Consider the following 25,064-nt stretch of genomic DNA (forward strand, 5'->3'; position numbering starts at 1 on the left):
TGACGGGCTGTCTTATCTCCTTGACCCGGTTGACGCCGGGTTAATCCCTTATTACGCGCTGAAGGATGGATCAGTCGATCTGTGCGATATCGCGCTGATGAATGACCACCTGGCCGTTAAGGCAGACAACCAGCGCCGTATTGAGAAATGGAGAGAGGATAATGAACGCTGAGACTATTAAAGACTTCCTCGTCTCGCTCGGCTTCGATATCGACGAAGCGGGCGCGTCAAAGTTCGACTCAGTTCTCGCCGGTACGACCGCAAACGCTATCAAAATGGGGCTGGCCGTCGAAGGTGCCGCGCTTACCGTGGTGGCCTTCACGGCTAAGATCGCCTCGGGGCTGGATAATCTCTACTGGGCGTCACAGCGTACCGGCGCGACGGTTCAGGGGATTCAGTCTATTGGCTATGCGGTTTCGCAGGTGGGCGGCAGCGTTGACGCGGCGCGAACCTCTCTGGAAAGCCTCTCCCGGTTTGTTCGTAACAATCCCGGCGCGGAAGGCTTCCTGAATCGCCTGGGCGTACAGACTCGTGACGCAAGCGGCAACATGCGTGACATGGCCGCTATCTTTACGGGTGTCGGCCAGAAGCTCAGCAGCATGCCGTATTACCGGGCAAACCAGTATGCGCAGATGCTGGGTATTGACGAAAATACCCTCATGGCGATGCGCCGGGGTGTGGGCGGTTTCTCCGGGCAGTACAGCGCAATGGCGAAAGCTATCGGCTTCAATGCCGACGAGGCGGCCAGAAGCTCCAATAAGTTCATGACCTCCCTGCGTGAGTTCGGCGCGATGGCAGGCATGGCCCGTGACAAAATCGGCTCTAATCTTGCTGGTGGTCTGGCGGGTTCGCTGGACACGCTGCGCCGCCACATTCTGGATAACTTCCCGCGCATCGAGCAGACCCTGACGAAAGCCATAAAAGGCATTCTGGCGCTCGGGGACATTATCGGACGGCTATTCTTCCGGCTTATTGAGGGGACATCCAGCCTTATCAACTGGTGGCAATCGCTGGATAAGCAAACGCGGGAGCTGATCTCGTTGTTCGGCGCGCTGACGATTGCGCTGCGCATTCTGAACAGTACGTTCTGGATGTCGCCGATTGGCCTCATTACCGCGCTGGCGGCGGGGATTGCCCTTCTGTGGGAGGACTATCAGACCTGGAAGGAAGGCGGGGACAGCCTGATTGACTGGGGCAAGTGGAAGCCGGAAGTCGACGCCGCGCTGAAGATGGTTCGTGACCTTAAAACGACCGTTAACGAACTGGCGAAAGCGCTGGCGAAGTTGCTCAATATTGACCCCAAATCATGGTCCCTGAAGTGGGATTTCAGCAACTTTATCGACCAGATGGGCGAGTTCAGCAAAATGCTGAATATGATCGCCGACCTGCTCAACGCCATTAAAGATGGCCGCTGGGCTGATGCCGCCAGCATCGGCAAAAAGATGCTTAATCAGGGCAGCGATAATCCGTCAGCGATGCCAATGGTAACAGACAGCGCCAACGGCACCGCCGATTGGATTAAAGAGCACTGGGGATTCGATCCTCGCAGCGTGGGCCGAACGGTGCGCGGCTGGTTTGGTGATGATGAGCCAGATCAGATTGGACAGGCTGCAAAGCGAGGCGAGCGCAATAATAACCCCGGAAACCTTAATTTTGCTGGTCAGGCGGGGCTGAACTTGAGCGCCCCGGTGGCAGGTTTGCCCGATTTGAAACCGCCTTTGATGGTTTGCGCGCTCTTTCGCGCCAGCTCGTGCTGTATGCCGGGAGAGGGATAAACAGCGTGGAGAAAATTATCTCCACCTGGGCGCCCGCTTCCGACAATAACAACACAGCAGCCTATATACAGGCGGTTTCCCAACGTCTGGGAGTAAACCCGCAGGCCGCTTTAAATATTAACGACCCACAAACTATGTCGGCATTAATGAGTAGCATTATTCACCATGAGAATGGGCGAAACATCTATTCAAAGGAGTTAATCGGGAAGGCTGCCGTCGCGGGAATCGGCGGGGCGAACGTGAACCAGCAAAACACCTACCACATTTACGGTGGTGGTGATCCGCGTTCTGTCGGTACCGAGGTCGAGCGTCGGCAGCAGTCGGCAAACGCCCAGGTCATGCGCGGTAATCAAACGAAGGTGGGCTAATGGATATTCTCTCTACGCTCTTTCAGCAGCAGAGCCGGAAAATAGGGATGATTGTCCCCAGTGTGGTTGTTTCTGAGAAGCATACCGACACCCTGGAGATAACAGAGCACCCTGTCGAGGTCGGGGCCGCCATCGCCGACCATGCCTACAAAAAACCGTCTGAAGTGGTGATGGAGGTCGGTTTCGCTGGTGGCGGATCGTTGCTGGATTTTGCCAGTAACCTGACGGCTACCAGCCTGCTAGGCCTTAGTCCCCAGCAGACGTATCAGGAGATACTCGACCTGCAGGCGAGCCGTATTCCTTTCGATGTGGTGACCGGCAAACGGCTGTACAGCAACATGCTGATCCGCGCGCTGGAAGTGACGACAGACAAGACAACCGAAAACGTCCTGTCTGCTGTCCTCACCCTGAGGGAGGTTCTTATCTCGCAGACGCAGCAGATCACCGTCGCGGATAAAACCAACATGAAGGACGGGGCCAGCACGTCGGCGGTACTTAATACCGGCAACAAAACCACAAAGCCGCCAAATACCTCGCTGCTGAAAAGCATCACGGGTAACGCGGCGTCATTACTGGGGCTCGGCTAATGGCAATTCAGGAAATCCCGCTGACAGCGGATAACCAGCAATTCAGCATCATCCTGGCGGGGACTACCTGGCGGATTAGTATCACCTGGCGAGATCTGTACTGGATTATGGACCTGCAGAACGACAGAGGGGAGCCGGTAATCTCCGGTATTCCTCTCGTCACCGGCGCTGACCTGCTGGCGCAGTACGCCTATATGGGCCTCGGCTTTAAGCTGGTGGTGGTCTGTGACGACAGCACACAGGATTATCCGACGAAAACCGACCTGGGCGGCCGCAGTCATTTACTGGTATCAACGGAGTAGACATGTCACAGAACTGGATGAGACATTTCGAGCTGCAGCTCGTGGACGAGAACGGGCAGGGTATTGAGCTCAGCGATTTTAAAGTGACCTTTACGATCGACTGGTTCAACATCAGCAGCGCGTCGCGGGTGGGTACGTTCAAAATCTACAACCTGTCAGCTGATACGGTAAACCGCATCACCGGGCAGGAATTTTCTAAAGTGCGGCTGATTGCCGGTTATGACGGTATCGCGCCGGAGGTATCGGCAAGCGACGTCGGGACCGTGCGCGAAGTCGACGCGGCGGACGTGGGCCAGAGTGATGGCCGGAACTACGGTCTGATTTTCAGCGGCGAAATTCGCTACTCGGTCACCGGCAAAGACACCCCTATTGATTCCTACGTCCTGATTCAGGCAGCCGATACGGATCTGGCGTTTGCCACCAGCATAACATCGCAGACGCTGGCAGCCGGTTACACGGTCGCAGACGTGAACCGTGCGCTGATGAAAGACTTCGAGGCCAAAGGCGCGACCGAAGGCCTGACGCCTGAAATGCCTGCTACTGTGTTCCCACGGGGCCGGGTGCTGTTCGGCATGACACGGCATCTTATGGATAACGTGGCCGGACAATGTGGCGCAACATGGCAATTTGTGGACGGTCAGCGCCAGATGGTGGCGAATAACGAGTATGTTCACGACGCGATTGTGCTCAACAGCGCCACCGGGCTTATCGGCATGCCGCAGCAGACCATCGGCAACGGCGTAAACGTCCGCGCGCTGATTAACCCGAACATCCGGGTTAACGGGCTTATTCAGCTGGATCAGGCTTCCGTATATCGCACCGCGCTGTCGAACAACGATATCGCGATGGCTGGTGGGCAGATCACCGACCAGAATACGGACGGAAACATCACGCTCAGCGGCACCACGGCACAGCCTGCGAGCATAGCAACTGATGGCGTTTATATTGTGCGCGGGATTATGTACACTGGCGACACAAGGGGCCAGGCGTGGTACATGGATATGATGTGCGAAGCGCGTGGCGCGGCGGATTTACTCTCGTCCTCAGCGCAGCAAAGGATATATTCATGAAGCGTATGAAGTTATTTCTGACAATTTCGTTACTGTTCTCCTGCTCTTCGGCTTTCGCTGATTTACAATGCGGCGGATACCGACTTCATGCAGCTGATAACGGCTGGACGAAAATCAACGGCGAGCAAGTTACATCTCAAAAAATCAAGTTTCTCGGTAAGAAGGACGATTGGGATAACGTTAAAACGGATATGGGGCTGATGCCTGCACGTGACGGTAATAATTACGGTTTCGAATTTGTGAAGCGTGGAGGGAAATCGTTCCTCAATGTCCAATTGCTTCAAAATAGCATGAATGCTCCCAAAGTGATTGGTTCCTACCCATGTTCACAAATTAAGGGTGAGTGACCAACGATGAAAAAGGTTATTGCTGCTCTATTTTTATGTTCTGTTCCTTTTGTCGCTATTTCAGCTGTTAAAAACATAACGTTTAGTGATAGCGAAAAAGTCATGCTTAAGCATCTTTTTAAGTATGACCTACAACAATTCATCCACTCTGAAGCCCATATGTTTTCTTATGAAACGGTGATAGTTTCCGCTGAAAAAATTGCAGAGGATTATGATGCAAATGAAGCGAGGGGTGACAGAGACTATAAGGGTAAACCCATTGTCGTTTCTGGAACTGTCGAAAAAATTAGATCCACCATGGGCGATGTTCCTGCAGTAGAGCTAAAAACTAATGTGGGGATTAAGGGCGTTTCTTTATACTTCACTAAAGAAAACGAGAAACTTGCGATTGATTTGAATAAGGGCGATAAAGTCAGTTACGCCTGTATAGGTGATGGCTCAGTATTAGGTGACCCTGTTCTTCGTGGGTGTCTGTCAACAGATGAATATGTAAATACAGCATCTGACGTTATGTATAAAGATTCAATGGCGATGCTAAAGGATATTAAAGACCCTAAATCAGACGCTAACACTTTTATTTTATTTACTAAAATGATTACAAGATTAACTGATGATTATAAATTGTGCGCAGCCACTGATGCGAAATGTATCGTTAATATAATTGATACGACACCTATGGAAAAACGAAAGGCTATGGCTAGGGAAATGTCCAATGAACTTGGTGTCAATGTCAGCGTAAAATAGCCGTCATACCTTCGACCTCATAACCCGCCACCCGGCGGGTTTTTTGCTTTCTGGAGCCTACAAAATGGCAGTATCTGACCAGACCCGCAGCGGCGATCTTGCCGAAACATTCAAATCTGAGCGGGACACAACAAAGAACCAGATCCGTGTCGCTTTGCCTGGCATCGTTCAGTCATTCGATCCGGGCGCGGTGACGGCGGTTGTGCAGCCTGCTATCCGTTCGGTTGAAACGGATAACGACGGGAACCGCATTACCAAAAATTATCCGCTGCTGGTGGATGTTCCGGTGGTATTTCCGCGCGGCGGGGGATGTACGCTAACGTTCCCGGTGAAAGCCGGTGATGAATGCCTGGTGATTTTCGCCGATCGCTGCATCGATTTCTGGTGGCAGAACGGCGGGGTACAGGAGCCTGTCGACGACCGGGTGCATGATTTATCGGATGCGTTCTGTATCGTCGGGCCGCAATCGCAGGCGCAGAAAATCAGCGGCATCAGCACCAGCGCCGCGCAGCTGCGTACTGATGATGGCGCTGCGTTTGTGGAAGTGGCCGCAGGCCATAACATCACGGTTAAAACTCCCGGCGCGCTGACGGCGACAGCAGAAGGAGGAACCACGATCACATCACCCACCATCACGCTAAACGGCAATGTGACAATAAACGGGAACCTCTCTCAGGGCATGGGCGAAGGTGGCGGTACTGCGACGATGCTCGGCCCTGTCACGGTAACTAACGATGTAAAAGCGGGTGGTAAGAGCCTGATGACGCATACGCACGGCGGAGTACAGACCGGCGGCGGGAACACAGGAGCGCCTAACTGATGCGATACAGACGTGAAGACGCCGACGGTGATTACACCTTTGGCAGCGGCGATGATACCTGGCTGATTAACTCACCTGAGGCCGTGGCGCAGGCGGTGAAAACGCGGTTCGAATTATGGTACGGGCAATGGTTCCTCGACACCACCGAGGGGACTCCGTGGATTCAGTCCGTACTCGGTAAGCAGAAGCCGGAAACCTACAACTTGGCGATCCGTAAGCGCATCCTCGAAACGAGGGGCGTTAAATCCATCCTCTCTTTCAATACGACAGTGAACACGACGACGCGCCGCGTCCAGTTCTTCGCTGAAATCGACACCATCTACGGAACAACGACAGTAACCAGCGAGGCATAAATGGCCCTCAATTTGGACACACTCGGCTTATCGGCAACGGTAACCGCTGAGGGGATCAGTGCGCCTGATTACCAGACGATACTCGATACCCTGACGAGCTATTTTCAGCAGATTTATGGCAGCGACGCTTATCTGGAGCCAGACAGCAAAGACGGCCAGATGGTGGCGCTGGTGGCGCTGGCTGTTCACGATGCCAACAACACGGCCATTGCCGTTTATAACTCCTTTTCGCCAGCCACAGCCTTAAAAGCAGCCCTGAGCAGTAACGTAAAAATTAACGGTATTGCACGCAAAGGGGCGACAAACTCTACCGTGGATCTGGTTCTGACCGGTACCGCCGGGACATCTATCACAAACGGTACCGTGAAAGACACCAATAACGTGATCTGGCGGCTTCCTGCCTCGGTGACGATCGGTGTCGGCGGTACCGTGACGGTAACTGCAACCAGTTCAAACAGCGGAGCGGTTGCTGCGCTGGCCGGGGCGATTACCACTATCAACACGCCTACCCGTGGCTGGGCTTCTGTAACCAACCCGGCGGCGGCCACTGTAGGTGTACCTGCTGAGCGCGATGATCAGCTGCGAGTCCGGCAGAGCCAGAGTGTGGCACTACCATCGATTTCGCCCTTTGATGCTGTAGACGGAGCCATTGCGAACGTGGCTGGCGTGACACGTCACAAACTGTACGAAAACGACAAAGGGACAACAGACAGCAACGGGTTACCGGGACACTCCATTGCTGCCATCGTAGACGGCGGCGATATTACCGAAATAGCTCAGGCTATAAGGGGGAATAAGGGGCAGGGCACTACACCGTATGGGACAACTATTGTCGTGGTGCCGGATAAATATGGGAATCCTCATGATGTTGGTTTTTCAAGGTCTACTGACGTCCCGATTTATGGGCAGATCACGCTCAAAGTTTTCACGGGCTACACGTCGCAAATTGGCGTACAGATTCAGCAGGCCGTCGCGGATTACATCAACGGGCTGACGATCGGCGACGATGTGCTGCTGAGCAGGATTTACTCTCCGGCTAACCTCGGCGTAGTGAGTGGTGGCAATGCGCGCTACTACGACATACAGGAGCTGCTGATTGGCAAATCAGCCGGTAGCGTCGCGGCGGCAAACATCATCATCGCCTACAACGAATCCGCGTCGTGTAAGCCCGAAAACATTGTTCTAACGGTGACGTCATGAGCAAGTACACGGACTTAATCACCAACTATCACGCCACGAAGCCGAAATTTTTTGATCACGTCGATCTGAGCACGCGACCACTGATTGATATCACTACCGCCACCCGGGGGCTGGTAAGCGCTTTCGATATTGATACTGCTGTCGGCGTCCAGCTCGATACGCTCGGCCTCTGGATTGGTCGCAGTCGCATCGTCAGCCAGCCGATAAGCGGCGTTTATTTCAGTTGGGACACTGATGGCCTCGGATATGACCAGGGCGTATGGCAAGGCCCGTATGACCCTGATTCAGGCTACACCACGCTGAGCGACGAAACTTATCGCATCGTCCTTAAGGCGAAAATCGCTATCAACAACTGGGACGGTCGGAATGATTCGTTGCCTCCCATCCTTGACGCTGCAACCGCAGGCTCTGGCCTGAAGATGCAAATCGTCGACAACCAGGACATGACGATCTCGGTCTGGGTTTTTCCCGAGACTGACATTTCAGATGTGTCTCTCGAACTGATCGCCGCTATTAAACAGGGCTATCTCACCGTTAAAGCAGCTGGCGTATGGGCCGGTGACGTTGAAACGCCTTCGGTAGAAACACCGTCAGAAGGCTCAAAATTCTTTGGCTTTGACATGGAAAACGAATATATCGCCGGATTTGATGATGGCGCATGGGGGAAATTACTGTAATGGCTAAAAATGACTTCAAACCGTTTGCTACCGGCGCTGGCGCAAACGTAATGTCCCAGGCTGACTGGGAAGCTCTGCCTGCGCTATTTTCTGGGTTCACAGCAGGCAAAGCATCCAGCGCACAAGTCAACAAAGCCATTCGTCAGGCTGCTTTTATCGCTGCAGCGCTGGCGCAGTACTCCGCCAACAAAAGCGGGCTGGATGTACTTGATGATGGTGACCTGAACGGGTTCATTACCAAAATGATCACCGCGTTCGGTAAGGACTTCCAGGCGCTTGACGCCACACTAACGGCAATTGCCGGCCTGTCCACCGACACCGATAAACTTCCCTACTTCACTGGAACTGATACAGCATCCCTGACAACATTAACCAGTGTCGGTCGCAATATTATTGGTAAAAGTGCTGTTGCTGACGTTCTCACTTACCTTGGACTGGGAGAAGCAGCAAAGCGGGGGGTTTGGGGAGGGAGCGGAGACGTAACAGCAGCAGGCGGATTTTCACTCGGAGTAACCGGGGCGTTTAAGCTGCCAACCGGGACTATTGTGCAATGGGATGAGGGCTTCACAGCATCGGGAGGGTTCACAAAAAATTACCCCGTCCCTTTCCCAAATCAATGCCTTGTTCTGACACCTGTCGTATACAGCACGCTGGGTGCCGCATATTCCGTTCTGGCAAATAAATCTTCTAAAACACAGGCAAATTTCAATGTTGTGAATACATCTGGGTCTGGTGTTTCAGGTATTAGTGCTGGTTATATTGCGATAGGATATTAATTATGTGTGCATATTTCTCACCCTCTGCTTTGGCTATTTATCCCGAGGAACTCAAATCAGCGTATCAAGATGCAGGGTCATTTCCTGATGATTGTGTAAAAATAGATGATAATGTCGCAAATGAATTTCACCCGACCAAACAACCCGTAGGAAAAATTCTTGGAGAGTTAAACGGCATGCCAGCCTGGGTTGAAGTGCCACCGCTCACGCATGATGAACAGGTGGTACTGGCTGATAATGAAAAACAGCAATTTCGGGACACCGCTGATTCTAAAATCGCATGGCTGCAGGACGCGGTTGATATTGAAATTGCGACAGACGCCGAAAAAACATTATTAACTGAATGGAAAAAATACCGAGTGATGTTGATGCGCGTAGATACCTCACACGCACCTAACATAGACTGGCCGGTGGCGCCTGAATGACAATATGTATGATGCCATAGAGATATCACTCTCTATGGCATATATTATTCACCGCGTAAAACTATCTTTTTAGAAATCAATCTTCCTTTGTTTCTTATTGGGGTTTCTATGAATCTAAAGCTAAATTCAGAAAGAGCAATGGTAATGAGTGCCCCGAAGAATAATATTCTAAATGTGTCTTTTCCGCTTAAGGTCACGTTTAGAATAAGTGTTGCATGGTGAGCTATGTAGAAACCGAGAGTGTGTGTTAAGTAAATGGAATAAGATCTGGACCCAACCCATAAAAGTGTTTTGCTGTTTCTGATATGCTTGAATAGAAGGCCTTCATTGTAAGAAGATAGCCACACCATTATGGCGCAAGGTAGAGCCATCATACCTATATAGAATGGCACTATTTCTCCTCTCGCAAAAACAGAGAGACCAGCTAACATTGCAAAAGTCACACACAAACGGAACCACCAATTTTTTAGAAGTTCCGGTTTTATTATCTGGTATAACTTGCTCTGGGATGCAATCGCAATCAAACATCCCCAGGCAATTGCATCGCTACGGAAAACCCACCCAATAGAAAACATTGGTCTTTCAATTGGGAATTGAATTATTATCATGGCTAAAAGCAAATAAACCACTTTCTCTCTAAGAAAGAAAATGACAATTGGCAGTAGTATATAGAATTGCTCTTCGAGCGAAAGAGACCAGTATATTGGATTAGCACCGCACTCAGAAAAACCATTAACGCAATAATAGTATCTAATATTTGAAATGTGAAATATCTGGGAAATCAAGTCCAAAATGTTTGGCGCAAAATTGCCGAAATATTTTGTGTTGATAATAAAATATGAAATAACTATCTTAACTGTAATAAAGAAAAGAGCTGCCGGTACTAATCTGTAAAATCTACGAACCCAAAAAGCAAACACAAGATTCCAGTATGTGTTGCTGTTTTTTTCATGGAAAAAACTCAGTATGCTCTTTGTAATTACAAAGCCCGAGACGCAGAAGAAAAGATCTACCCCACCCCAGAAATAAGTATGAGCATACAAGTAAGAAAGCCATTCAGGGTTCCATGTTATAAAGCCATTTAAATGAGCCATTATCACAAAGATAATTCCAATAGCCCTAAGAATTTCTATCTCGTTGTTTTTTTGCATAGTAAAATTTACAGTGTCAACTAAATGAACATAATCATAACATGCTCTTTTGCAATGAAGTATTTTTTGATCACCGAAACATACGATTTAAGCCTACTGGTAGACTTAAAGCAGGCTACCAGTGGAAGTTAGTGCTGGCAACCTGCACAATTTACAGCCCAACCTGACGAACTGTCGGGAACTCAGATACCAGCCACATATCGGACTCTTCAAACATATCCTCCACAATGCGGTTCAGTTTTTCCCGATCGTTTTTGCTGGCATCACTATTCAAGCCGTTCGCCTGCATCGGTTTCACCCTCACTTCGGCATCAGGGAAAATCTGGTGCACTCGCTTCGTCAGCTCTGCCAGGATAATCTCTCTGGCCCCTTGAAGTCCCTCTACATTGCGTTTGTCATAAACCAGCTCAACGAACATACCGATCCTCTTAAAAGTGAAACATGCCTGCGCTTGATCTGATTCTGTAAAAATACTACTGTATATACATGGGTCTTCCCCGATCATGGTGGGAAGGCTCAGAACGCCATATTCAGCTTTCCGTAGTGGAACATCACCCCCAGTTTAAAGCGCTCCCGGTTTCGGTATCCCCTGGCTTTTATCCTCAGCAGCCTGATCTTGCTGTTAAGTGCCTCCGCATTTCCGTTTGAGACACTGTGTCGCATCGCATTCAGGATCCCGTACAGCCTTTTTCCTATCGTTTTCGCGGCATTTTTCATCATGGGAACGTCACTGTTAGCCGCCAGCGCCAACCATCTCTGCCAGTCACTCCGTCTTTCCTCGCTCCATGGCCTGTTCCAGATATCCTTTGCCAGCTCTTTCAGCGCCCAGCACTGGCTCGTCAGCTTCATCTGTGCACGCAGCCACATCAGCTTTTCCTGCCGGGATTCGGTCATCCACTTATCGCTGTACTGCCACAGGAAGCGGGTTCCTTTTGCCTGGTGTCGGCTTTCAACAGGGAGGTGCGGATGTTCATTCTGACGGGTTTTATCAACTACCTCGCCCAGTTGCTTCGCCACATGGAAGCGGTCAAAGGCGATTTTCTCAACCGCACTGGGTAAGTGGATACGCGCTGCTCTTATATAGCCCGCGTTCATGTCCATTGAGAGCGTTTTGATAGCCAGCAACTGCCCATCAGTGAGCGTGCGAAGATAGCCGGCAAGACTCTCTGTGCCGCGATCATCCGTTAAGGCCAGCGCCCGACCATCGCGATCGGAGATCACCGTTATGTAACGATGTCCTTTTTTAAAGGCGACCTCATCCACATTCATATGACGGGCGGATAATGGCTTTTTTATCCGGGCAAGACCTCGCTTAACTGCCCGGGTCATAATGCCGTCAACCGCATTCCAACTGAGCTTAAGTTGCTTCCTGACAGCATCAACGGTGCTGATTTTCAGCCATGAGAGAACGAACGATTCGAATAGCAACGTATACCGACTTCCGGGGCCAGCCCACGGAACAGGCAACGTCAGGCAGCCATGCTCCGGACACATAATTCGTGGAACATCGGCTTCAACAATAGTGGTGAACTGGCAGGTATCAAGATGGCGCCATTTACGATGACGGTGATCGTGAACAGAACAGGATTTACCGCAGGTCGGACAGGCTAGCCGGGTGTTTTCAGCGATCTCAATAGTGACAGTAACAGAACCGGCATTTTCATCGAGAGAAAGGGACTTTACCTGCCACGGATCGGACAGGTTGAGAATATGAGCGTAGAGGGACTTTTCGTCCATGGCGGTGACCTCTGGCGATTAAATACACCATTATCATGCCTTCAGCCACCACAACAAGGGAAGACCCATATACATACAGCCAATCAACGATCAAAGGTGCGTTTATGCCTCGTCAACCGGATATTCGTGCTGCTTTTATTGCGGCTATACAGCAAAACCCGAAGGGTTATCTCTGCCTGCATACAGACAAATTCATAGCTGAACTGCAGGAGAGGCACTGGCATTTCAGCCAGGCGGATGCAAATTCATGGATCGAGCGATACCAGCCTGACTTTGCTGATAAGACAACAAACGGAAGCGAGAACCGATATTGGATCCTTCGTAACATGGGGAGGGTTTTCTAATGGGATTTCCATCGCCAGCCACGGATTATCAGGAGCAAAGGATAACTATCGATCTGGTATGCGGGATTGATGGAAACTGCCGGGTGATAGAAACGTCATGTGGTTGGGCTGTGATTAACGTCAGTCTGAAGCCAGAAAGAGGGGATACGTTGCTGGTTAGTATGGACGGTAGAAACCAGTTTGTGAAGCTAATGGGCCAGGCGCTGATTGACCTGCTCCCCGTTGATTAGTACACCCCGATGTTAGTAATGTCTTCATAAGCCACATGAGGACATCCCCATGAAGAAGCGTTTTTCCGACGAACAGATCATCAGTATTCTCCGCGAAGCCGAAGCTGGGGTACCCGCCCGTGAACTCTGCCGCAAGCATGCCATTTCCGATGCCACGTTTTACACCTGGCGTAAGAAGTATGGCGGTATGGAGGTGCCTGAAGTTAAGCGCCTGAAGTCGCTTGAGGAAGAGAACACCAGACTCAAGAAGCTGCTTGCCGAAGCCATGCTGGATAAAGAGGCGCTTCAGGTGGCTCTTGGGCGAAAGTACTGACGACAGACCAGAAGCGGGAAGCCGTGATGTTGATGTGTGATGCGACCGGTCTGTCGCAACGTCGTGCCTGCAGGCTTACAGGTTTATCCCTGTCGACCTGCCGCTATGAGGCTCACCGTCCGGCTGCTGATGCGCATTTATCAGGGCGCATCACTGAGCTGGCACTGGAGCGCAGGCGTTTTGGCTACCGTCGTATTTGGCAGTTGCTGCGCCGTGAAGGGCTTCATGTTAATCATAAGCGCGTGTACCGGCTTTATCACCTCAGTGGCCTGGGCGTAAAACGCAGAAGACGTCGTAAAGGGCTGGCAACAGAACGTCTGCCGCTGCTCCGTCCGGCGGCGCCCAATCTGACCTGGTCGATGGATTTCGTCATGGACGCACTTTCCACCGGTCGCAGGATCAAGTGTCTTACCTGCGTCGATGATTTCACAAAGGAATGCCTGACGGTCACTGTTGCCTTTGGGATTTCAGGCGTTCAGGTCACGCGTATTCTGGACAGCATTGCACTGTTTCGAGGCTATCCGGCGACGATAAGAACTGACCAGGGGCCGGAGTTCACTTGCCGTGCACTGGATCAATGGGCCTTTGAGCATGGTGTTGAGTTGCGCTTAATCCAGCCGGGCAAGCCAACGCAGAACGGATTTATTGAGAGCTTTAACGGACGATTTCGCGATGAATGTTTGAATGAGCACTGGTTCAGCGATATCGTTCATGCCAGGAAAATTATTAATGACTGGCGGCAGGATTATAACGAATGCCGCCCGCACTCCACGCTGAATTATCAGACACCGTCTGAATTTGCAGCGGGCTGGAGAAAGGGTCATTCTGAGAATGAAGATTCCGACGTTACTAACTGAGTGTTGTATCTAATCGTGGGGGCAGGTCAGTGCTTGCAAAGCACCAGTGCGATATCTTTCCTGCCTGGATAATCACCCTCGGCATTCTCTGCAAGCTCACAGATATCGTCATAGAGCCGGTTGATCTTATACTGTGGTGTTGTCTGGTTCATTGTTCCACCTTCTACTACTTCACCAGTTTTTAAACCATCGGCATACTGCCTAAGCGCTAAAGATGTTCCCTCAAAATGTTTCTCATTTATGAGGTAGCCACCCATAATCCTGAGCTCTTCTTCTCTAGTTGGACCCATAAAGACCTTCCACAAAGGTTGTCCGCCATCCATCAGGCGTTAAGTTGACGAACTTTAGCATAGAATCATGCACATTTCCCAATCATCAACGAGCGCATAGCCTGCTCAGCCAAAATCCATGGATAAATTTTCTGGTTGCGTATTGGTCGATAGCATCGATCAATAATACTGTATTTATATGCAGTATCTATCGGAGGTGCATCATGGGATTCCCGAGTCCTGCAGCAGACTATATTGAAGAGCGCATATCACTCGATCGGCGCATCATTACCAGGCCAGCGGCTACGTACTTCATGCGTGCCGGTGCGACTCACTATCGCGAAGGCATACTTAGCGGGGCGCTACTGGTTGTCGACGCATCATTGAGTCCATGTGATGGTTCATTGCTGGTTTGCACTGATGAGGAAGAGTTCAGGATTAAGAGATATGAATCGCCACGGATAATCTAGACACTTCTGAGCCGTTGATAATATAGGTTTTCATATTCAGCCGGTGGCATCTGCTCGCTCGAACCATGCCGACGCTTACTGTTATAAAACATTTCGATATAATCAAAAATATCGCTTCTGGCTTCGTCTCTCGTTCCGTAGATCCTTTTCTTAATCCGTTCGCGTTTCAGTAGCTGGAAAAAGCTTTCCGCAACCGCGTTGTCGTGGCAGTTACCGCGACGACTCATGCTGCCTTCCAGACCGTGTGATTTCAGGAACGACTGCCACTCATGGTTCGTGTACTGACTACCCTGATCAGAGTGAACCAGTACCTGCTTTTGAGGATTACGCCTCCACACCGCCATAAGTAATGCGTTCAGGACAATCTCTTTTGTCATGCGGGGTTGCATTGACCAGCCGATAACTTTTCGGGAGAACAGGTCAACCACCACGGCCAGATACAGCCAGCCTTCGTGGGTTCGGATGTAGGTTATGTCCGTCACCCAACGCTCATCCGGTGAGTCCGGATTGAACTGCCGCTGGAGCCTGTTGGGTGTCACGATACTGGCTTCGCCTTTACGTGCTCGTGGGCTACGGTACCCAACCTGAGCTTTTATTCCGGCACGCTTCATCAGCCGCCAGACCCGGTTCACTCCGCACTGCTGTCCGGTATCACGCAGATCGAGATGGATCTTGCGATAACCATAGACGCAGCCAGACTCAAGCCAGAACTGTTTGATTTGCCCGGTCAGCATCTGATCTGTCTGGTGACGCTGCGAATGTGGCTGCTGAAGCCAGAAATAAAATCCACTCGGATGGACATCCAGAACCCGACAGAGCAAACGAACAGGCCAGCAACGGCTGTTGTCGCGGATAAAGGCGTACCTCAGTCGGACAGCTTTGCGAAGTACGCCGCGGCTTTTTTTAATATGTCCCGTTCGTCCGTAACCCGCTTCAACTCTTTCTGAAGACGGCGGATCTCGGCCTGAGCATCTGACTGTTCATTATGAGTGGAAGAATCCGGGCCGTACTTCTTTATCCAGGCGTAAAGACTGTGAGTGGTGATATCGAGACGTGTTGCAACACTGGAAACAGAATGACCACGATCAACAACCTGTTTGACTGCTTCAATTTTAAACTCTTCAGGATAACGCTTACCGCTCATGGGCACCTCTCTTTAAGTCATCTTAAATGACTCTGAGGTGTCTGTTAAACCCGTGGCGATTCAAAATAATGAAAGCCCGGTAGGCTTCTCACACCCACTCCTGCAGATGGAATCCATCAGCACTTCTTACGCATCATGCGCCAGGTTCCTCTGACAGCTCCGACAAACCATCACACATCTCCTGCAACTCATTAAACATCCTTGCCACATGGAAGCCATCGCACACCGAATGATGGACCTGCACCGCGAGCGGCAGCAGCACTTTTCCATCCTGCTCGTAGTATTTCCCAAACGTGAACATAGGCGAAAAGAAGTTCTTCATGTGCGCAATGTTCATATTAAAGTTGGTAAACGTTACCCACGGAATAGACGAGACGAAAAAGACATTTTCCCGGGACTCTTCCTTAGGCCAGTATGAAAGGCTATTTCCATAGCGGGCCGTATCTTCTGCATACGTGTTCTGGAAGTGATGAATATTGCCGTCATAGTGGCTCCACAATGACGAAAACGTCTCCGTTTCGGGGTGGAAAATGGTGTAGCTGGGATGAACTTCATTCCATATGACAAGCTCATTGTCCTTCATGGCCATACGGAACTCAGGATGCCGGTTCATGATGTTAGACAGGAGAAAAATGATCGTCGGGTAAAACTTCCAGCCCACCGCTTTGATATGTTTTCGCAGCGCGGTAATGTCGATGAGAACGGTTTGGTTAATTGTGCATTCAGCAAATGACTGGAAGACTTCAAAATGCTCCTTTCTTGGCCAACGAGATAAATCAACAGGCGTATACTCCGGGGCTGTTTTTTTCATTGTTTAACCTTTGATTATCAACCGTCTACGTGATTTTGGGCCAGAAACAACCGGACAACCATTTCAACCGTATCTAATCTTCCTGTCAATCTCAGCCTGTGGCTTTCCGAACAGGTATCCCTGCACGAGATCGCAGCCAAGCGCCTGAAGCCGTTCAAGCTGCGCTTCGGTTTCAACACCCTCTGCAATGACCCGCATGTTGAGGCTTTTCGCCATGCCGGTAATTAACTTAACGATATTAAGGGCATCATCCTGCGTAGATATCGGATTCACAAAGGATTTATCTATCTTAATTTTATCAAAATTAAGTTCACTCAGTCGCGAGAGCGAGGAATATCCCGTTCCGAAATCATCGATAGAAATTTTGACACCCAGTGCCCGGAGCTTTTTGAGAATAGTGATCGGCATGTTGCTGTCACTGAAGAGCGAAGACTCTGTTACCTCTAGCTCAAGTCGGCTAGCCGGTAGCCCTGTCTCTTTCAGGATGGACTGCACCATCGTGGTAAACGATTTCGTGCCTAGCTGAACGGGGGAGACGTTCACCGAGATCCTGGCCGGCACCGCCCAGGACACCGCTTCCCGGCAGGCCATCTCAAGCACCGACTTGCCGATCTCATTGATCATCCCCGTTTTTTCAGCGACGGAAATAAAATAATCTGGCGCGAGTATCCCTTTCACCGGGTGTATCCAGCGAATAAGCGCTTCATAGCCGTAAATTTCATTGCTGAATGAATCGACAATAGGCTGGTAATACACAACGAATTCATTGTGATCGATCGCCAGAGCCATATCATGTTCAAGGGTTCTGCTTTCCTGCAGTCTTTGCAGCATCCACTGACGGAAGACTTTGATCTGCTGCGAACCTTCTTTTTTCGCTTCGTAAAGGGCCAGATCGGCAAATTTGTATAGATAATCAGAGCGTCGTTCATTATCTGATAAAACGATACCTACGCAGGTGGCAATTTTTATCAGCTGGTTATTAATCGTATAAGGCTGGCTGATATGATCGCTGATTTCTTTGGCGCGCGAAACGGCGGCGGTTTCCGTGAGTCCGCTGGAAAGAAGGGCGAATTCATCGCCGCCCAAACGGTAAAACGTATCCGTTGCGCTGCTCATCGAGGTCAGCCGTCGGGATACCTGATTCAGCAGCAAATCTCCCGTATCATGGCCATAGGTATCGTTGACCTCTTTGAAACGGTCTAAATCAAATAACATCACCGTGACGGGGACGTGGTTTTTATCTGCCTGAAGATTAATTTTGTTGAGATCGTCCCAGAAGAAAAGGCGGTTTTTCATGCCGGTGAGGGAGTCATGATAAACATCATACTCCAGCTTCGAGTTCTGAATTTGCAGCTTTTCTTTTGATATTTGAAGCTCGTCAGCCAGGCTCTTAACCTGCATGTGTGCTTTCAGAATATTTTTATTCTGGTAGATCATTAAGAAGCCGAGAATAAAGCTTAAAATCACCAGGAGCAATGAAAGTGCCGAGTAGATATAATACAGTATCTGTATTTTCTTATTGGATTCGTTAACTGTGTTAATATCTTTTGTTAATGCCGTGGCAGAAAGCTGGCTTAGCGGTGCATCGAGTTCATGCATATTTGTCAGGTATGCTTTCAACGCCGGGTGGCTCATATTTTCAAGATGGCTATCCAGATAGGCCAGTATGTTTTCTAAGCGTAAAGCGAGTTCCTGATGCGTTTTATCGCTGTCAATGTAGCGACCTAAATCGCCCCCCTTCATTAAATCGCCCTGACTGAACATAATTTCGAGACGCATGCGGACCTGGTCTATCGTAACGTCATCGGTATCGGTTGCGTATAGACCAAGCCATGATTCAAAACGGTAATACTCTGATACCAGTTGTGCCACGGACCAGGACTCAGTGTATTGAGTCAGTTTTTGCAATTCTTGCTGACGATCATAAACAAGGTATGCAATATATCCTGTCGTGATAAAAAGAGAAAAAATGATACCAACCAGTATCCTGTTCATTATGTTCTCCTGAACGACTACTCAATCTTCATTTTGCTTACCTGCCATGCTGATCGTGAGTAATAAATCTGATTATTCAACTCAGGAAGACTGTCATAGGGGTATACAATGAACGATGGGCCTTTATCGCGGATGCGCATATATTCGCCATTGACCTTTAAGGCAAGGATGGCGTTGTATTTTTTAAAGTCGCTGAGAGGGATGATGGTTGAGTAATCATTGAGCGCAATAACATTCACGTTCGTACCTTTTGCACCCACATAATCCATGAGCTTGCTCATTGGGACACCCTCAAACTTCGTACGACCGTTATACCAGGGGGAGGTTGTCTCGAAACTCACGACACCAAGTTTTTCAAGGCTGGCGAGATCAAACACTGCTTTTCCATTTTCATTGGTATTTTCTATATTACCGGAAATCGTTAAAATGGGTTTACCAACTGGTTTTGGCAGGTCGCCAGCCCAGGTTACACTCTGTACCAGACAGCATAACAGCAGTAGGGTTAATCGCATTTTGACCTCCACCTTTTAACAGAAGTATAAGAATTATAATTTAGATATCACACGAGTTGATATATTTTGTTGGGAAGTCAGGGGTTTTATCGTTTTTATTGATGTGATATCAATTAAATCAATGAGTTAGATGGTGTAGGTGACAGAGTGTTTGATACTCAAGCGACACTTAACTTTTTGATAAAAGCTAAAATTGCGGGCATAAATGCTCTGTTGATTAAAAAATAATCGCTTTAATTGAGGGATATTATCTTCTAAGACACTTGTGGGGTGTTCGTGGCGTATTGACGCGCGAATCTTGAGACCAAATACGTGCTCCGGTTGTGTCCGTTGTTTCAGGATGATGACAAGCGAGGACACGTACATTTCGACTGTGCGTGTCCCCTACCGCTTGCCTTACTTCAGGTCCTCCCGGATGGCTTACGCCGACTTGCCCCTTTCGCTATGCTGGCAAACACTGCGTCCCGGTAGATCCACGCGTGAACCAGTGCGGCAGAGAGATGGACCAGCACCACGGCAAAAAGCAATTTTGCCAGAAGGCTATGGGTGTCGTGACACCATGCATACAGTGCTGGACTGGTCGGGACAATCGCCGGCAGGTTGATGCCATCAAACATCACAATCGGCAGGCCCGCTGCCGACAGCTGCGCCCAGCCCAGCAGCGGCATTGCCAGCATTAACCCATACAGCATCCAGTGTGATGCCTTTGCGGCAAGCACCTGCCAGACGGGCAAATCGGCAGGAAGTGGGGGCGTCCGGCTCAGAAGTCGGTTGACCAGACGAACCAGTGCCAGCAGTAAAATGGCGATACCCAGCGGCCGGTGCAGATCGATTAACCAAATCCGGTGATGTAACGACGTCATCATCGCGGCACCGATGAACAGCATGGCCAGGATCATCACCGCCATCAGCCAGTGCAGGCTCCGCGCCAGGGTATTGAAATGCTGCGGCGCGTGCTCTCGCCTATCTTTATTTGGGCTCATTTTACCTCCTGCTTTTGCACGGCTTCGGTGGCCTTGCCGTAGCCGATTTCCCGCTCACGGCGGCTGAAAGAGTGGGAGTAGGCAGCGGAGCGGGCGTTTAAGATGGGATCGTCAGACACCGCAACGCCTGCAGGAACGACAGAAGGGTCAAAGTTAACGTCGCGGCACGCGCCTGTGGATTGCGCTTCGACGCGCGTCACTTCCAGCGTACCGGCCACCCTCTTTTTGCGATCGTCCGGCCATGGCTGGGAAGGGTCATCCACCGGATCGCCCGGCTGTGCGAGCTGCAAAACGTAATCCCAGTAGAGTGGCTTCTGCGCCAGGCGCTGGCGCAGGTTTTCGAACAGGAAGTTGTCATCGGCTTTCTGCCGTTGCTCATCGCTTATCGACAGGAAAGGTTCGTGCGGACGCATCATCCAGCGAACGGCCTGACGTTCCCCCTGCGCGTTTACAAGGTAAAAGGCGTTAATGCTGTAAAACGTCGCGCCCGCGAAGCTGCAGGGAGCGGGTTTTTGTGCCGCCCATTTAAGGTATTTCTCCGCCTCCGGGTACGCTTTTAAAAAGTCTTTGAGACGCTGCGGATCCGGTTTTCCGGTGGCTGCATCAACGGCCGTGGCTTTTCGCAAGGCCAGAAAACCTTCCGGGCTGTGCGTGGCGAAGAAAGGCTCGTTGTTCATCGCCATCCGCCATTGTTGCTTGTCATCTGTCTTCAGCAGCAGCGCCATGCTCAGGGTTTTGGTCGTACTATCCGGGGCATGGGGATCGCCAGTACCAATAGAGAATCGGCCCACTACGGGCACTTCCTGCTGCGAGAAGAGGCGGGAGGTTGAAAGGGAATCCGTCGAGCCGTTTGGCGTAAAGGTGCCGGCAAAGCAGATGCCTTTTCCATGCGCGCGACGAAAACCCGGCGGGAAGGGTTTCGGTGTTTCACCCACCAGGGCCTGGTTGACCGTGCGTGACCCAAGCCAGCCCGCCGTCCATGCAAAAGCAGATGCCAGCGTACCGGCGACAACGGCGATCGCTGCCAGCGCGCCCCAGGTTTTTTTGGACCTCAAATCCAGTTTCGACATAGACGTTTTTCCAGAACAAAATATCTTCACCTGTCATGCGCAACGTGTTGCGCGTGACAGGCGTTAATACAGTGGCGAATATGGCTCGAGTATAGGAACTAAGGGGCGTAAAGAAAGAATATCACGAAAAGTTTAAACCTTTCCGCTGTCAAAAAGTCCGGGTTACTCATCGTGTCGGAAGTTGTGACCGAGTCGGTGACCCAGCGAGAAATAGTGGCGAAATAGATAATAGAGGGGTTTCCATTTCTCCACATTAAATTTTACCCCTCTCTGAGTACGAATTAATAAAGCCTCAGATATGTGGACGCAGGTTATCGTGGCATCAACGGACACCAGGTTCCCCTGCGAACCGGTCAGGGGCGATATCCCGCAAACCTTAGCCTCTATTTGTACAGGACACTCTTTAATTCTCCACGAGTTAATCGTCACCGCCTTTTCCTTATGGAAATTTCCGCAGCTAAACTTGTCCTGTTCAAAAACATATCCCATTTTTTTCTTCCATTCCGGTGGCGATGCTTTTCCCGTTTTATTTGCGATAGCTTCAATATTCGGCCAGAGCCTGCTGTCCGGGATGTTCAGAACAATATCGGGGTTACCTGTGATATTTTCATAACATTTTCCAGAGGTGCCAAGCCCGAACACGATATTCCGGTCAAGGATCCACCACGAGGAGATCGGGCTCAGGTTGGTTGAACCGACAGGATTTTGGCTGGAGATAATGGCGACCGGTGTACCAAAATATAAAGAAGCAAAATCGACCTGCTGGGTTTTCATTTTATCATCCTCTGATTAACGAAGGCCCAGTCTACGTTGTACAAACGTGCGTTACTTCGGTGAAGCGCGAAGTAAAACGCGCCTCACGGAATTTCCAGGAGCGCAATGTTAACCACTTCTTTCTGAGCAGGAGGAAGACATCACGTTCAGCCTTTAAGGAAATAAGAACGTGTGAAATTATGAGCCCATATATGCAGGTCTCCTGGTTTACTTGCCCTTATTTTTGTAAAGCATCGAGACGCAAGCGCCACAAATCATAGCGTTCTTCTCCCGGTTTAACGGTTCCCGCGAAGTGGTCATTGAGGCGACTCGAGGTAAATACCAGGTCTCCGTTCGGGCGGATTGCCGGCGTGTCTGGCCAGCGCACCTCTTCGCTTGCCGCAATCAGCGACATGGAATGGGTTTCAGGATCGTATCTGACGATACCATTGCGTGTGACATCGGTAATGTAGAGGTTACCTTTTACATCTGTCACCATTCCGTCGGTGTTGCCCCCCACGCGACCCAGATCGCGGACCTGCCCGGCAATTTGCGCATTGGTTGACGCAGGCTGCCTCAGTATCGCGGTCGGTACCGTATAGGCGTGCGTGCCGGTTGTCACTGTCCAGTACAGCGTGCCCGCATCGGGTGAAAGCGCAATGCCATTGATACCAATCAGTAATGGTTTACCAGGCCAGACTTCAGTCCCGTGCGAGACGACGTTAACGCCTGGCTCAATCTGCAGCGCAGGATGACGATCGAGCACGCGCCGGGCCGTACCGGTAGCGAAATCGACGATAATTAGTCCCACCTGGTTTTCAGGCGCACTCCGCGAGCCGCTGTCGGAGATATAGGCGACACGGCGGTTTTCATCGACCACCACATCATTCAGAAAGCTGGCCTTGCGGTCCGCTACGCCGTCCATGGCGATACGTTTGATGGTGCGGCCAGAGTGGAGATCCAGTACGACCAGTTTCTGCGCCCCCGCGGGGGACTCTGTTTCGCCTGCAACAAACCCCATGTCCAGCGCCCATAGCCAGCCGTTTTTACGGTCAATATAAAAACCGAGCACGTTGCGCAGGCTCTGAGCGGGATCGGTGTTCACCGCATTCCCCTCGCGGGAGGGAAACGCCGTCAGGCGGGCAGGGCCAGACTGCGCCGTCGTATCCAGAATGCTTAACGTGGCGGGTGCTGCGGCGGAAACCAGCCGGGGGGTGCTGACAAAGGCCCGGTCCATTGCATCAAAGTGGATACCCGCAATAGGGGCATTGACCGAACCGGAAAACGTCGCAGGAATCTTTCCGTCTTGAGCGGTATCCCAGCTCACACCGGCGTAGCTTCGCCAGCGCTCCAGAGGCGGGTGGTTCGCCGCGTTGACAACACTTGGGAAAGCGAACAACGCCGCCATTGCGATGGCGGCCAGAATATGGGGACGGTTGAACATTGACAGGCTCCAGTGGAACGTTCAGGTGATGAATGCTGGCCACTTTACTCATCGCTCAACGGGAGATAAATTAGCCAAATTGAAAAACATTTGTTCCTGAGAGAGCAAAATGAGCCGGAAATTCGATTACCTCGGCGACGTTGAAGTCTTCATTGCTGTGGTTGAGCACGGCTCATTTACGGGCGCAGCGGTTGCCCTTTCAACCACCCCTTCGGTACTGAGCCGCGCGGTCACCCGTCTGGAAGCGCGTCTTGGACGGCAGCTATTACAGCGCACGACCCGCCGGGTGGGGCTGACTGAAGCCGGACGCGTCTATCTTGAGCAGGCGCGTTCTGCGTTCTCTCTGCTCGATGACGCCGAACGCGTTGGCCGGGGTCAGGAGGGGGATCTGACCGGTCGCGTGAGAATGAGTGTCCCGACCACCTATGCCCACTACCGCCTGCCGCCGCTGCTGGCGCACTATAATCAACGCTACCCACGCGTACAGGTGGAGCTGAACATTACCAATCGCAACGTTGACCTGATCGCTGAGGGGTTCGATCTGGCGATCCGTCTGGGACAGTTGCCTGACAGTGGACTTGTGGCGCGTAAGCTGGAAGACGCGGCATTGCTTCTGGTCGCCTCTCCGGACTACCTGCATCGGAGAGGAAAGCCTCAGACGCTGGAAGAGCTGCAGCGCCATCAGTGCCTGCCGTTTATCATGCCGCGCACCGGGCGTATCGCCCCCTGGGTATTTCATGACGAAGGGCGCGATATTGACTGGTTGCCGGGTTCGACTATCGAAATATCAGACGATGTACTCGGCGTGGTTTCGCTGGCGGAGCAGGGGATGGGGATCTGTCAGAGCTATGAATTTATCGTCCGCGACAGAATAGAGCGCGGTCAGTTAGTTGAGGTGCTGCCGCACCTTCGGGGACGATCGCGACCTTTCTCCGTGCTGTTTGCCCCGCACCGACGCCAGTCAGCAGCCACCCGGGCAATGATTGACCTTCTGACCCGACAAGAATGACAAGGACGAGTCCACCATGAAAAAAGCGCGTTTTTCCTTTTGGATCCCTCTCATCGCGGGCGGGATAGCACTGATATCGGCTTTTGTGGTCTGGTCAGTCAACATTTACCGCGTGACATACCTTTCGATCCGCGGGGAGCAGTATCTTGCCTGTGGGGCGTTGCTGCTGGCGCTGGTGCCGATGGTCTATTTCATCAGAAAGGGGAGACTGAAAGGTAAGCGCCTTGCTGACGCGGTCAAAATCTACCTCGGCTTCTTTATTTGCAGCCTGCCGGTTGCCATGTTCGTGGTCTTTACAACGGCCTGGCTGCTGGAGGGGGACTATTCGGCCTGGAGCAAACCTTACCGGTATGAGTCCAGTACCCGCCACACCTGCTCGGGTGCGGAAGTCTACGAGCCGGAATTAAAGAAAGAGATCCGCATCTGTAACCCGCAGGGTAACGTTTATTCCGATACCACCCTGTATGTGGAAAAGCGGAGCAATGCCCTGGGGATTGTCGTGCTCTGGGCTATCACGCGCGCCTGAAC

General features: G+C 51.1%; 29 protein-coding genes and 2 pseudogenes. 19 read left to right on the forward strand and 12 right to left on the reverse strand.

Annotated elements, in window-relative coordinates:
- Positions 1-7 precede the first annotated feature (7 nt).
- From PI91_RS26390 to PI91_RS07240, 13 genes and pseudogenes are all read left to right on the forward strand, one after another.
- Entirely contained in the window at positions 8-172 is a 165-nt protein-coding gene (locus PI91_RS26390; RefSeq protein ID WP_023229521.1) for a hypothetical protein, read from the forward strand.
- Positions 162-2,143: pseudogene (locus PI91_RS07180) on the forward strand (lytic transglycosylase). The gene PI91_RS26390 and the pseudogene PI91_RS07180 overlap by 11 nt, the downstream one beginning before the upstream one ends.
- Positions 2,143-2,730 carry a phage baseplate protein gene (locus PI91_RS07190; protein ID WP_016247449.1) on the forward strand — a complete coding sequence of 196 codons (588 nt, stop codon included), beginning with the start codon at positions 2,143-2,145 and terminating at the stop codon, positions 2,728-2,730. The pseudogene PI91_RS07180 and the gene PI91_RS07190 overlap by 1 nt, the downstream one beginning before the upstream one ends.
- Entirely contained in the window at positions 2,730-3,032 is a 303-nt protein-coding gene (locus PI91_RS07195; protein ID WP_032666013.1) for a hypothetical protein, read from the forward strand. Before PI91_RS07190 ends, PI91_RS07195 begins: the two co-directional genes overlap by 1 nt.
- Positions 3,033-3,034: 2 nt before the next feature.
- The gene (locus tag PI91_RS07200) at positions 3,035-4,102 is read left to right on the forward strand and encodes a hypothetical protein (protein ID WP_039265788.1); all 1,068 of its coding nucleotides are present in this window, start codon (positions 3,035-3,037) and stop codon (positions 4,100-4,102) included.
- Entirely contained in the window at positions 4,099-4,449 is a 351-nt protein-coding gene (locus tag PI91_RS07205; RefSeq protein ID WP_039265789.1) for a hypothetical protein, read from the forward strand. Before PI91_RS07200 ends, PI91_RS07205 begins: the two co-directional genes overlap by 4 nt.
- A 6-nt stretch (positions 4,450-4,455) precedes the next feature.
- Positions 4,456-5,193: a hypothetical protein gene (locus PI91_RS24150; RefSeq protein WP_052232716.1), complete on the forward strand. Its 738-nt coding sequence runs from the start codon at positions 4,456-4,458 to the stop codon at positions 5,191-5,193.
- Between the two features lie 64 nt (positions 5,194-5,257).
- Positions 5,258-6,013, forward strand: a complete 756-nt coding sequence (locus tag PI91_RS07215) for a Gp138 family membrane-puncturing spike protein (RefSeq protein ID WP_039265790.1) — start codon at positions 5,258-5,260, stop codon at positions 6,011-6,013.
- Positions 6,013-6,366 (forward strand): hypothetical protein, encoded by a 354-nt coding sequence (locus PI91_RS07220; protein ID WP_023325694.1) that lies wholly within the window; start codon positions 6,013-6,015, stop codon positions 6,364-6,366. The genes PI91_RS07215 and PI91_RS07220 overlap by 1 nt, the downstream gene beginning before the upstream one ends.
- The gene (locus PI91_RS07225) at positions 6,367-7,566 is read left to right on the forward strand and encodes a baseplate J/gp47 family protein (RefSeq protein ID WP_039265791.1); all 1,200 of its coding nucleotides are present in this window, start codon (positions 6,367-6,369) and stop codon (positions 7,564-7,566) included.
- Positions 7,563-8,243, forward strand: a complete 681-nt coding sequence (locus PI91_RS07230; protein WP_039265792.1) for a DUF2612 domain-containing protein — start codon at positions 7,563-7,565, stop codon at positions 8,241-8,243. The genes PI91_RS07225 and PI91_RS07230 overlap by 4 nt, the downstream gene beginning before the upstream one ends.
- Positions 8,243-9,019 (forward strand): hypothetical protein, encoded by a 777-nt coding sequence (locus PI91_RS07235; RefSeq protein WP_039266880.1) that lies wholly within the window; start codon positions 8,243-8,245, stop codon positions 9,017-9,019. Before PI91_RS07230 ends, PI91_RS07235 begins: the two co-directional genes overlap by 1 nt.
- A gap of 2 nt (positions 9,020-9,021) precedes the next feature.
- The gene (locus tag PI91_RS07240; RefSeq protein WP_039265793.1) at positions 9,022-9,444 is read left to right on the forward strand and encodes a tail fiber assembly protein; all 423 of its coding nucleotides are present in this window, start codon (positions 9,022-9,024) and stop codon (positions 9,442-9,444) included.
- Between the two features lie 44 nt (positions 9,445-9,488).
- On the opposite strand, the gene PI91_RS07245 is transcribed toward PI91_RS07240, so the two are convergent.
- The 3 genes from PI91_RS07245 to PI91_RS07255 form a co-directional block, all read right to left on the reverse strand.
- Positions 9,489-10,595, reverse strand: a complete 1,107-nt coding sequence (locus PI91_RS07245) for an acyltransferase (protein ID WP_039265794.1) — start codon at positions 10,593-10,595, stop codon at positions 9,489-9,491.
- 151 nt (positions 10,596-10,746) lie between these two features.
- Positions 10,747-11,013, reverse strand: coding sequence for a DinI family protein (locus tag PI91_RS07250; RefSeq protein WP_039266881.1), 267 nt, complete (start codon positions 11,011-11,013; stop codon positions 10,747-10,749).
- Positions 11,014-11,111: 98 nt separating this feature from the next.
- Positions 11,112-12,332 (reverse strand): ISL3-like element ISKox3 family transposase, encoded by a 1,221-nt coding sequence (locus PI91_RS07255; RefSeq protein ID WP_000343760.1) that lies wholly within the window; start codon positions 12,330-12,332, stop codon positions 11,112-11,114.
- Positions 12,333-12,436: 104 nt separating this feature from the next.
- Between PI91_RS07255 and PI91_RS07260 the strand changes: the two genes are divergently transcribed.
- The 3 genes from PI91_RS07260 (at position 12,437) to PI91_RS07275 (ending at position 14,076) form a co-directional block, all read left to right on the forward strand.
- Positions 12,437-12,676 carry a hypothetical protein gene (locus PI91_RS07260; protein ID WP_032623296.1) on the forward strand — a complete coding sequence of 80 codons (240 nt, stop codon included), beginning with the start codon at positions 12,437-12,439 and terminating at the stop codon, positions 12,674-12,676.
- A complete protein-coding gene (locus tag PI91_RS07265) occupies positions 12,676-12,906 on the forward strand; it encodes a hypothetical protein (RefSeq protein WP_232764394.1) in 231 nt (76 codons plus the stop codon). Before PI91_RS07260 ends, PI91_RS07265 begins: the two co-directional genes overlap by 1 nt.
- A gap of 49 nt (positions 12,907-12,955) precedes the next feature.
- Positions 12,956-14,076 (forward strand): IS3-like element ISSen4 family transposase gene (locus tag PI91_RS07275; protein WP_085950818.1). Its coding sequence is split into 2 segments (ribosomal slippage): positions 12,956-13,214 and positions 13,214-14,076, totalling 1,122 coding nucleotides; the frame shifts between segments, so codons are not numbered across the junction.
- Between the two features lie 26 nt (positions 14,077-14,102).
- On the opposite strand, the gene PI91_RS07280 is transcribed toward PI91_RS07275, so the two are convergent.
- Positions 14,103-14,366 carry a hypothetical protein gene (locus PI91_RS07280; RefSeq protein ID WP_039265796.1) on the reverse strand — a complete coding sequence of 88 codons (264 nt, stop codon included), beginning with the start codon at positions 14,364-14,366 and terminating at the stop codon, positions 14,103-14,105.
- 200 nt (positions 14,367-14,566) lie between these two features.
- Between PI91_RS07280 and PI91_RS26395 the strand changes: the two are divergent.
- Positions 14,567-14,800 (forward strand): annotated as a pseudogene (locus PI91_RS26395) (S24 family peptidase); the annotation flags it as partial.
- A gap of 11 nt (positions 14,801-14,811) precedes the next feature.
- Here the strand turns inward: PI91_RS26395 and PI91_RS07285 are convergent.
- From PI91_RS07285 to PI91_RS07325, 8 genes are all read right to left on the reverse strand, one after another.
- A protein-coding gene (locus tag PI91_RS07285; protein ID WP_113771492.1) for an IS3 family transposase occupies positions 14,812-15,959 on the reverse strand; the annotation gives its coding sequence in 2 pieces (ribosomal slippage) (positions 14,812-15,722 and positions 15,722-15,959; 1,149 coding nt in all).
- Between the two features lie 133 nt (positions 15,960-16,092).
- Complete coding sequence (gene catA / locus PI91_RS07295; RefSeq protein ID WP_032664042.1) at positions 16,093-16,770, reverse strand: type A chloramphenicol O-acetyltransferase; 678 nt, start codon at positions 16,768-16,770, stop codon at positions 16,093-16,095.
- 63 nt (positions 16,771-16,833) lie between these two features.
- Positions 16,834-18,765 carry a bifunctional diguanylate cyclase/phosphodiesterase gene (locus PI91_RS07300; protein ID WP_039265799.1) on the reverse strand — a complete coding sequence of 644 codons (1,932 nt, stop codon included), beginning with the start codon at positions 18,763-18,765 and terminating at the stop codon, positions 16,834-16,836.
- 17 nt (positions 18,766-18,782) lie between these two features.
- A complete protein-coding gene (locus tag PI91_RS07305; protein WP_008503255.1) occupies positions 18,783-19,277 on the reverse strand; it encodes a molybdopterin-dependent oxidoreductase in 495 nt (164 codons plus the stop codon).
- Positions 19,278-19,678: 401 nt separating this feature from the next.
- Positions 19,679-20,260 (reverse strand): cytochrome b, encoded by a 582-nt coding sequence (locus PI91_RS07310; protein ID WP_052232717.1) that lies wholly within the window; start codon positions 20,258-20,260, stop codon positions 19,679-19,681.
- Complete coding sequence (locus tag PI91_RS07315; protein ID WP_039265800.1) at positions 20,257-21,330, reverse strand: catalase family peroxidase; 1,074 nt, start codon at positions 21,328-21,330, stop codon at positions 20,257-20,259. The genes PI91_RS07310 and PI91_RS07315 overlap by 4 nt, the downstream gene beginning before the upstream one ends.
- A 162-nt stretch (positions 21,331-21,492) precedes the next feature.
- On the reverse strand, positions 21,493-22,104 hold the full coding sequence (locus PI91_RS07320) for a flavin reductase family protein (RefSeq protein WP_039265801.1): 612 nt from the start codon (positions 22,102-22,104) through the stop codon (positions 21,493-21,495).
- A gap of 217 nt (positions 22,105-22,321) precedes the next feature.
- Positions 22,322-23,527 (reverse strand): L-dopachrome tautomerase-related protein, encoded by a 1,206-nt coding sequence (locus tag PI91_RS07325; RefSeq protein WP_039265802.1) that lies wholly within the window; start codon positions 23,525-23,527, stop codon positions 22,322-22,324.
- 109 nt (positions 23,528-23,636) lie between these two features.
- On the opposite strand from PI91_RS07325, the gene PI91_RS07330 reads away from it, so the two are divergent.
- Together PI91_RS07330 and PI91_RS07335 are read left to right on the forward strand one after the other, a co-directional pair.
- Entirely contained in the window at positions 23,637-24,536 is a 900-nt protein-coding gene (locus PI91_RS07330) for a LysR family transcriptional regulator (RefSeq protein ID WP_039265803.1), read from the forward strand.
- 16 nt (positions 24,537-24,552) lie between these two features.
- Positions 24,553-25,062 (forward strand): hypothetical protein, encoded by a 510-nt coding sequence (locus tag PI91_RS07335; RefSeq protein ID WP_023326760.1) that lies wholly within the window; start codon positions 24,553-24,555, stop codon positions 25,060-25,062.
- Positions 25,063-25,064: the final 2 nt, after the last annotated feature.

The organism is Enterobacter sp. FB, from assembly GCF_000805795.1.
GTDB lineage: Bacteria > Pseudomonadota > Gammaproteobacteria > Enterobacterales > Enterobacteriaceae > Enterobacter > Enterobacter roggenkampii.

Bases quoted from the DNA above. Each gene is read 5' to 3' on its own strand.
- PI91_RS07190 (WP_016247449.1), top strand. From the start codon at position 2,143: ATGGATATTCTCTCTACGCTCTTTCAGCAGCAGAGCCGGAAAATAGGG.
- PI91_RS07195 (WP_032666013.1), top strand. From the start codon at position 2,730: ATGGCAATTCAGGAAATCCCGCTGACAGCGGATAACCAGCAATTCAGC.
- PI91_RS07200 (WP_039265788.1), top strand. From the start codon at position 3,035: ATGTCACAGAACTGGATGAGACATTTCGAGCTGCAGCTCGTGGACGAG.
- PI91_RS07205 (WP_039265789.1), top strand. From the start codon at position 4,099: ATGAAGCGTATGAAGTTATTTCTGACAATTTCGTTACTGTTCTCCTGC.
- PI91_RS24150 (WP_052232716.1), top strand. From the start codon at position 4,456: ATGAAAAAGGTTATTGCTGCTCTATTTTTATGTTCTGTTCCTTTTGTC.
- PI91_RS07215 (WP_039265790.1), top strand. From the start codon at position 5,258: ATGGCAGTATCTGACCAGACCCGCAGCGGCGATCTTGCCGAAACATTC.
- PI91_RS07220 (WP_023325694.1), top strand. From the start codon at position 6,013: ATGCGATACAGACGTGAAGACGCCGACGGTGATTACACCTTTGGCAGC.
- PI91_RS07225 (WP_039265791.1), top strand. From the start codon at position 6,367: ATGGCCCTCAATTTGGACACACTCGGCTTATCGGCAACGGTAACCGCT.
- PI91_RS07230 (WP_039265792.1), top strand. From the start codon at position 7,563: ATGAGCAAGTACACGGACTTAATCACCAACTATCACGCCACGAAGCCG.
- PI91_RS07235 (WP_039266880.1), top strand. From the start codon at position 8,243: ATGGCTAAAAATGACTTCAAACCGTTTGCTACCGGCGCTGGCGCAAAC.
- PI91_RS07240 (WP_039265793.1), top strand. From the start codon at position 9,022: ATGTGTGCATATTTCTCACCCTCTGCTTTGGCTATTTATCCCGAGGAA.
- PI91_RS07245 (WP_039265794.1), bottom strand. From the start codon at position 10,595: ATGCAAAAAAACAACGAGATAGAAATTCTTAGGGCTATTGGAATTATC.
- PI91_RS07250 (WP_039266881.1), bottom strand. From the start codon at position 11,013: ATGTTCGTTGAGCTGGTTTATGACAAACGCAATGTAGAGGGACTTCAA.
- PI91_RS07255 (WP_000343760.1), bottom strand. From the start codon at position 12,332: ATGGACGAAAAGTCCCTCTACGCTCATATTCTCAACCTGTCCGATCCG.
- PI91_RS07260 (WP_032623296.1), top strand. From the start codon at position 12,437: ATGCCTCGTCAACCGGATATTCGTGCTGCTTTTATTGCGGCTATACAG.
- PI91_RS07265 (WP_232764394.1), top strand. From the start codon at position 12,676: ATGGGATTTCCATCGCCAGCCACGGATTATCAGGAGCAAAGGATAACT.
- PI91_RS07280 (WP_039265796.1), bottom strand. From the start codon at position 14,366: ATGGGTCCAACTAGAGAAGAAGAGCTCAGGATTATGGGTGGCTACCTC.
- catA (WP_032664042.1), bottom strand. From the start codon at position 16,770: ATGAAAAAAACAGCCCCGGAGTATACGCCTGTTGATTTATCTCGTTGG.
- PI91_RS07300 (WP_039265799.1), bottom strand. From the start codon at position 18,765: ATGAACAGGATACTGGTTGGTATCATTTTTTCTCTTTTTATCACGACA.
- PI91_RS07305 (WP_008503255.1), bottom strand. From the start codon at position 19,277: ATGCGATTAACCCTACTGCTGTTATGCTGTCTGGTACAGAGTGTAACC.
- PI91_RS07310 (WP_052232717.1), bottom strand. From the start codon at position 20,260: ATGAGCCCAAATAAAGATAGGCGAGAGCACGCGCCGCAGCATTTCAAT.
- PI91_RS07315 (WP_039265800.1), bottom strand. From the start codon at position 21,330: ATGTCGAAACTGGATTTGAGGTCCAAAAAAACCTGGGGCGCGCTGGCA.
- PI91_RS07320 (WP_039265801.1), bottom strand. From the start codon at position 22,104: ATGAAAACCCAGCAGGTCGATTTTGCTTCTTTATATTTTGGTACACCG.
- PI91_RS07325 (WP_039265802.1), bottom strand. From the start codon at position 23,527: ATGTTCAACCGTCCCCATATTCTGGCCGCCATCGCAATGGCGGCGTTG.
- PI91_RS07330 (WP_039265803.1), top strand. From the start codon at position 23,637: ATGAGCCGGAAATTCGATTACCTCGGCGACGTTGAAGTCTTCATTGCT.
- PI91_RS07335 (WP_023326760.1), top strand. From the start codon at position 24,553: ATGAAAAAAGCGCGTTTTTCCTTTTGGATCCCTCTCATCGCGGGCGGG.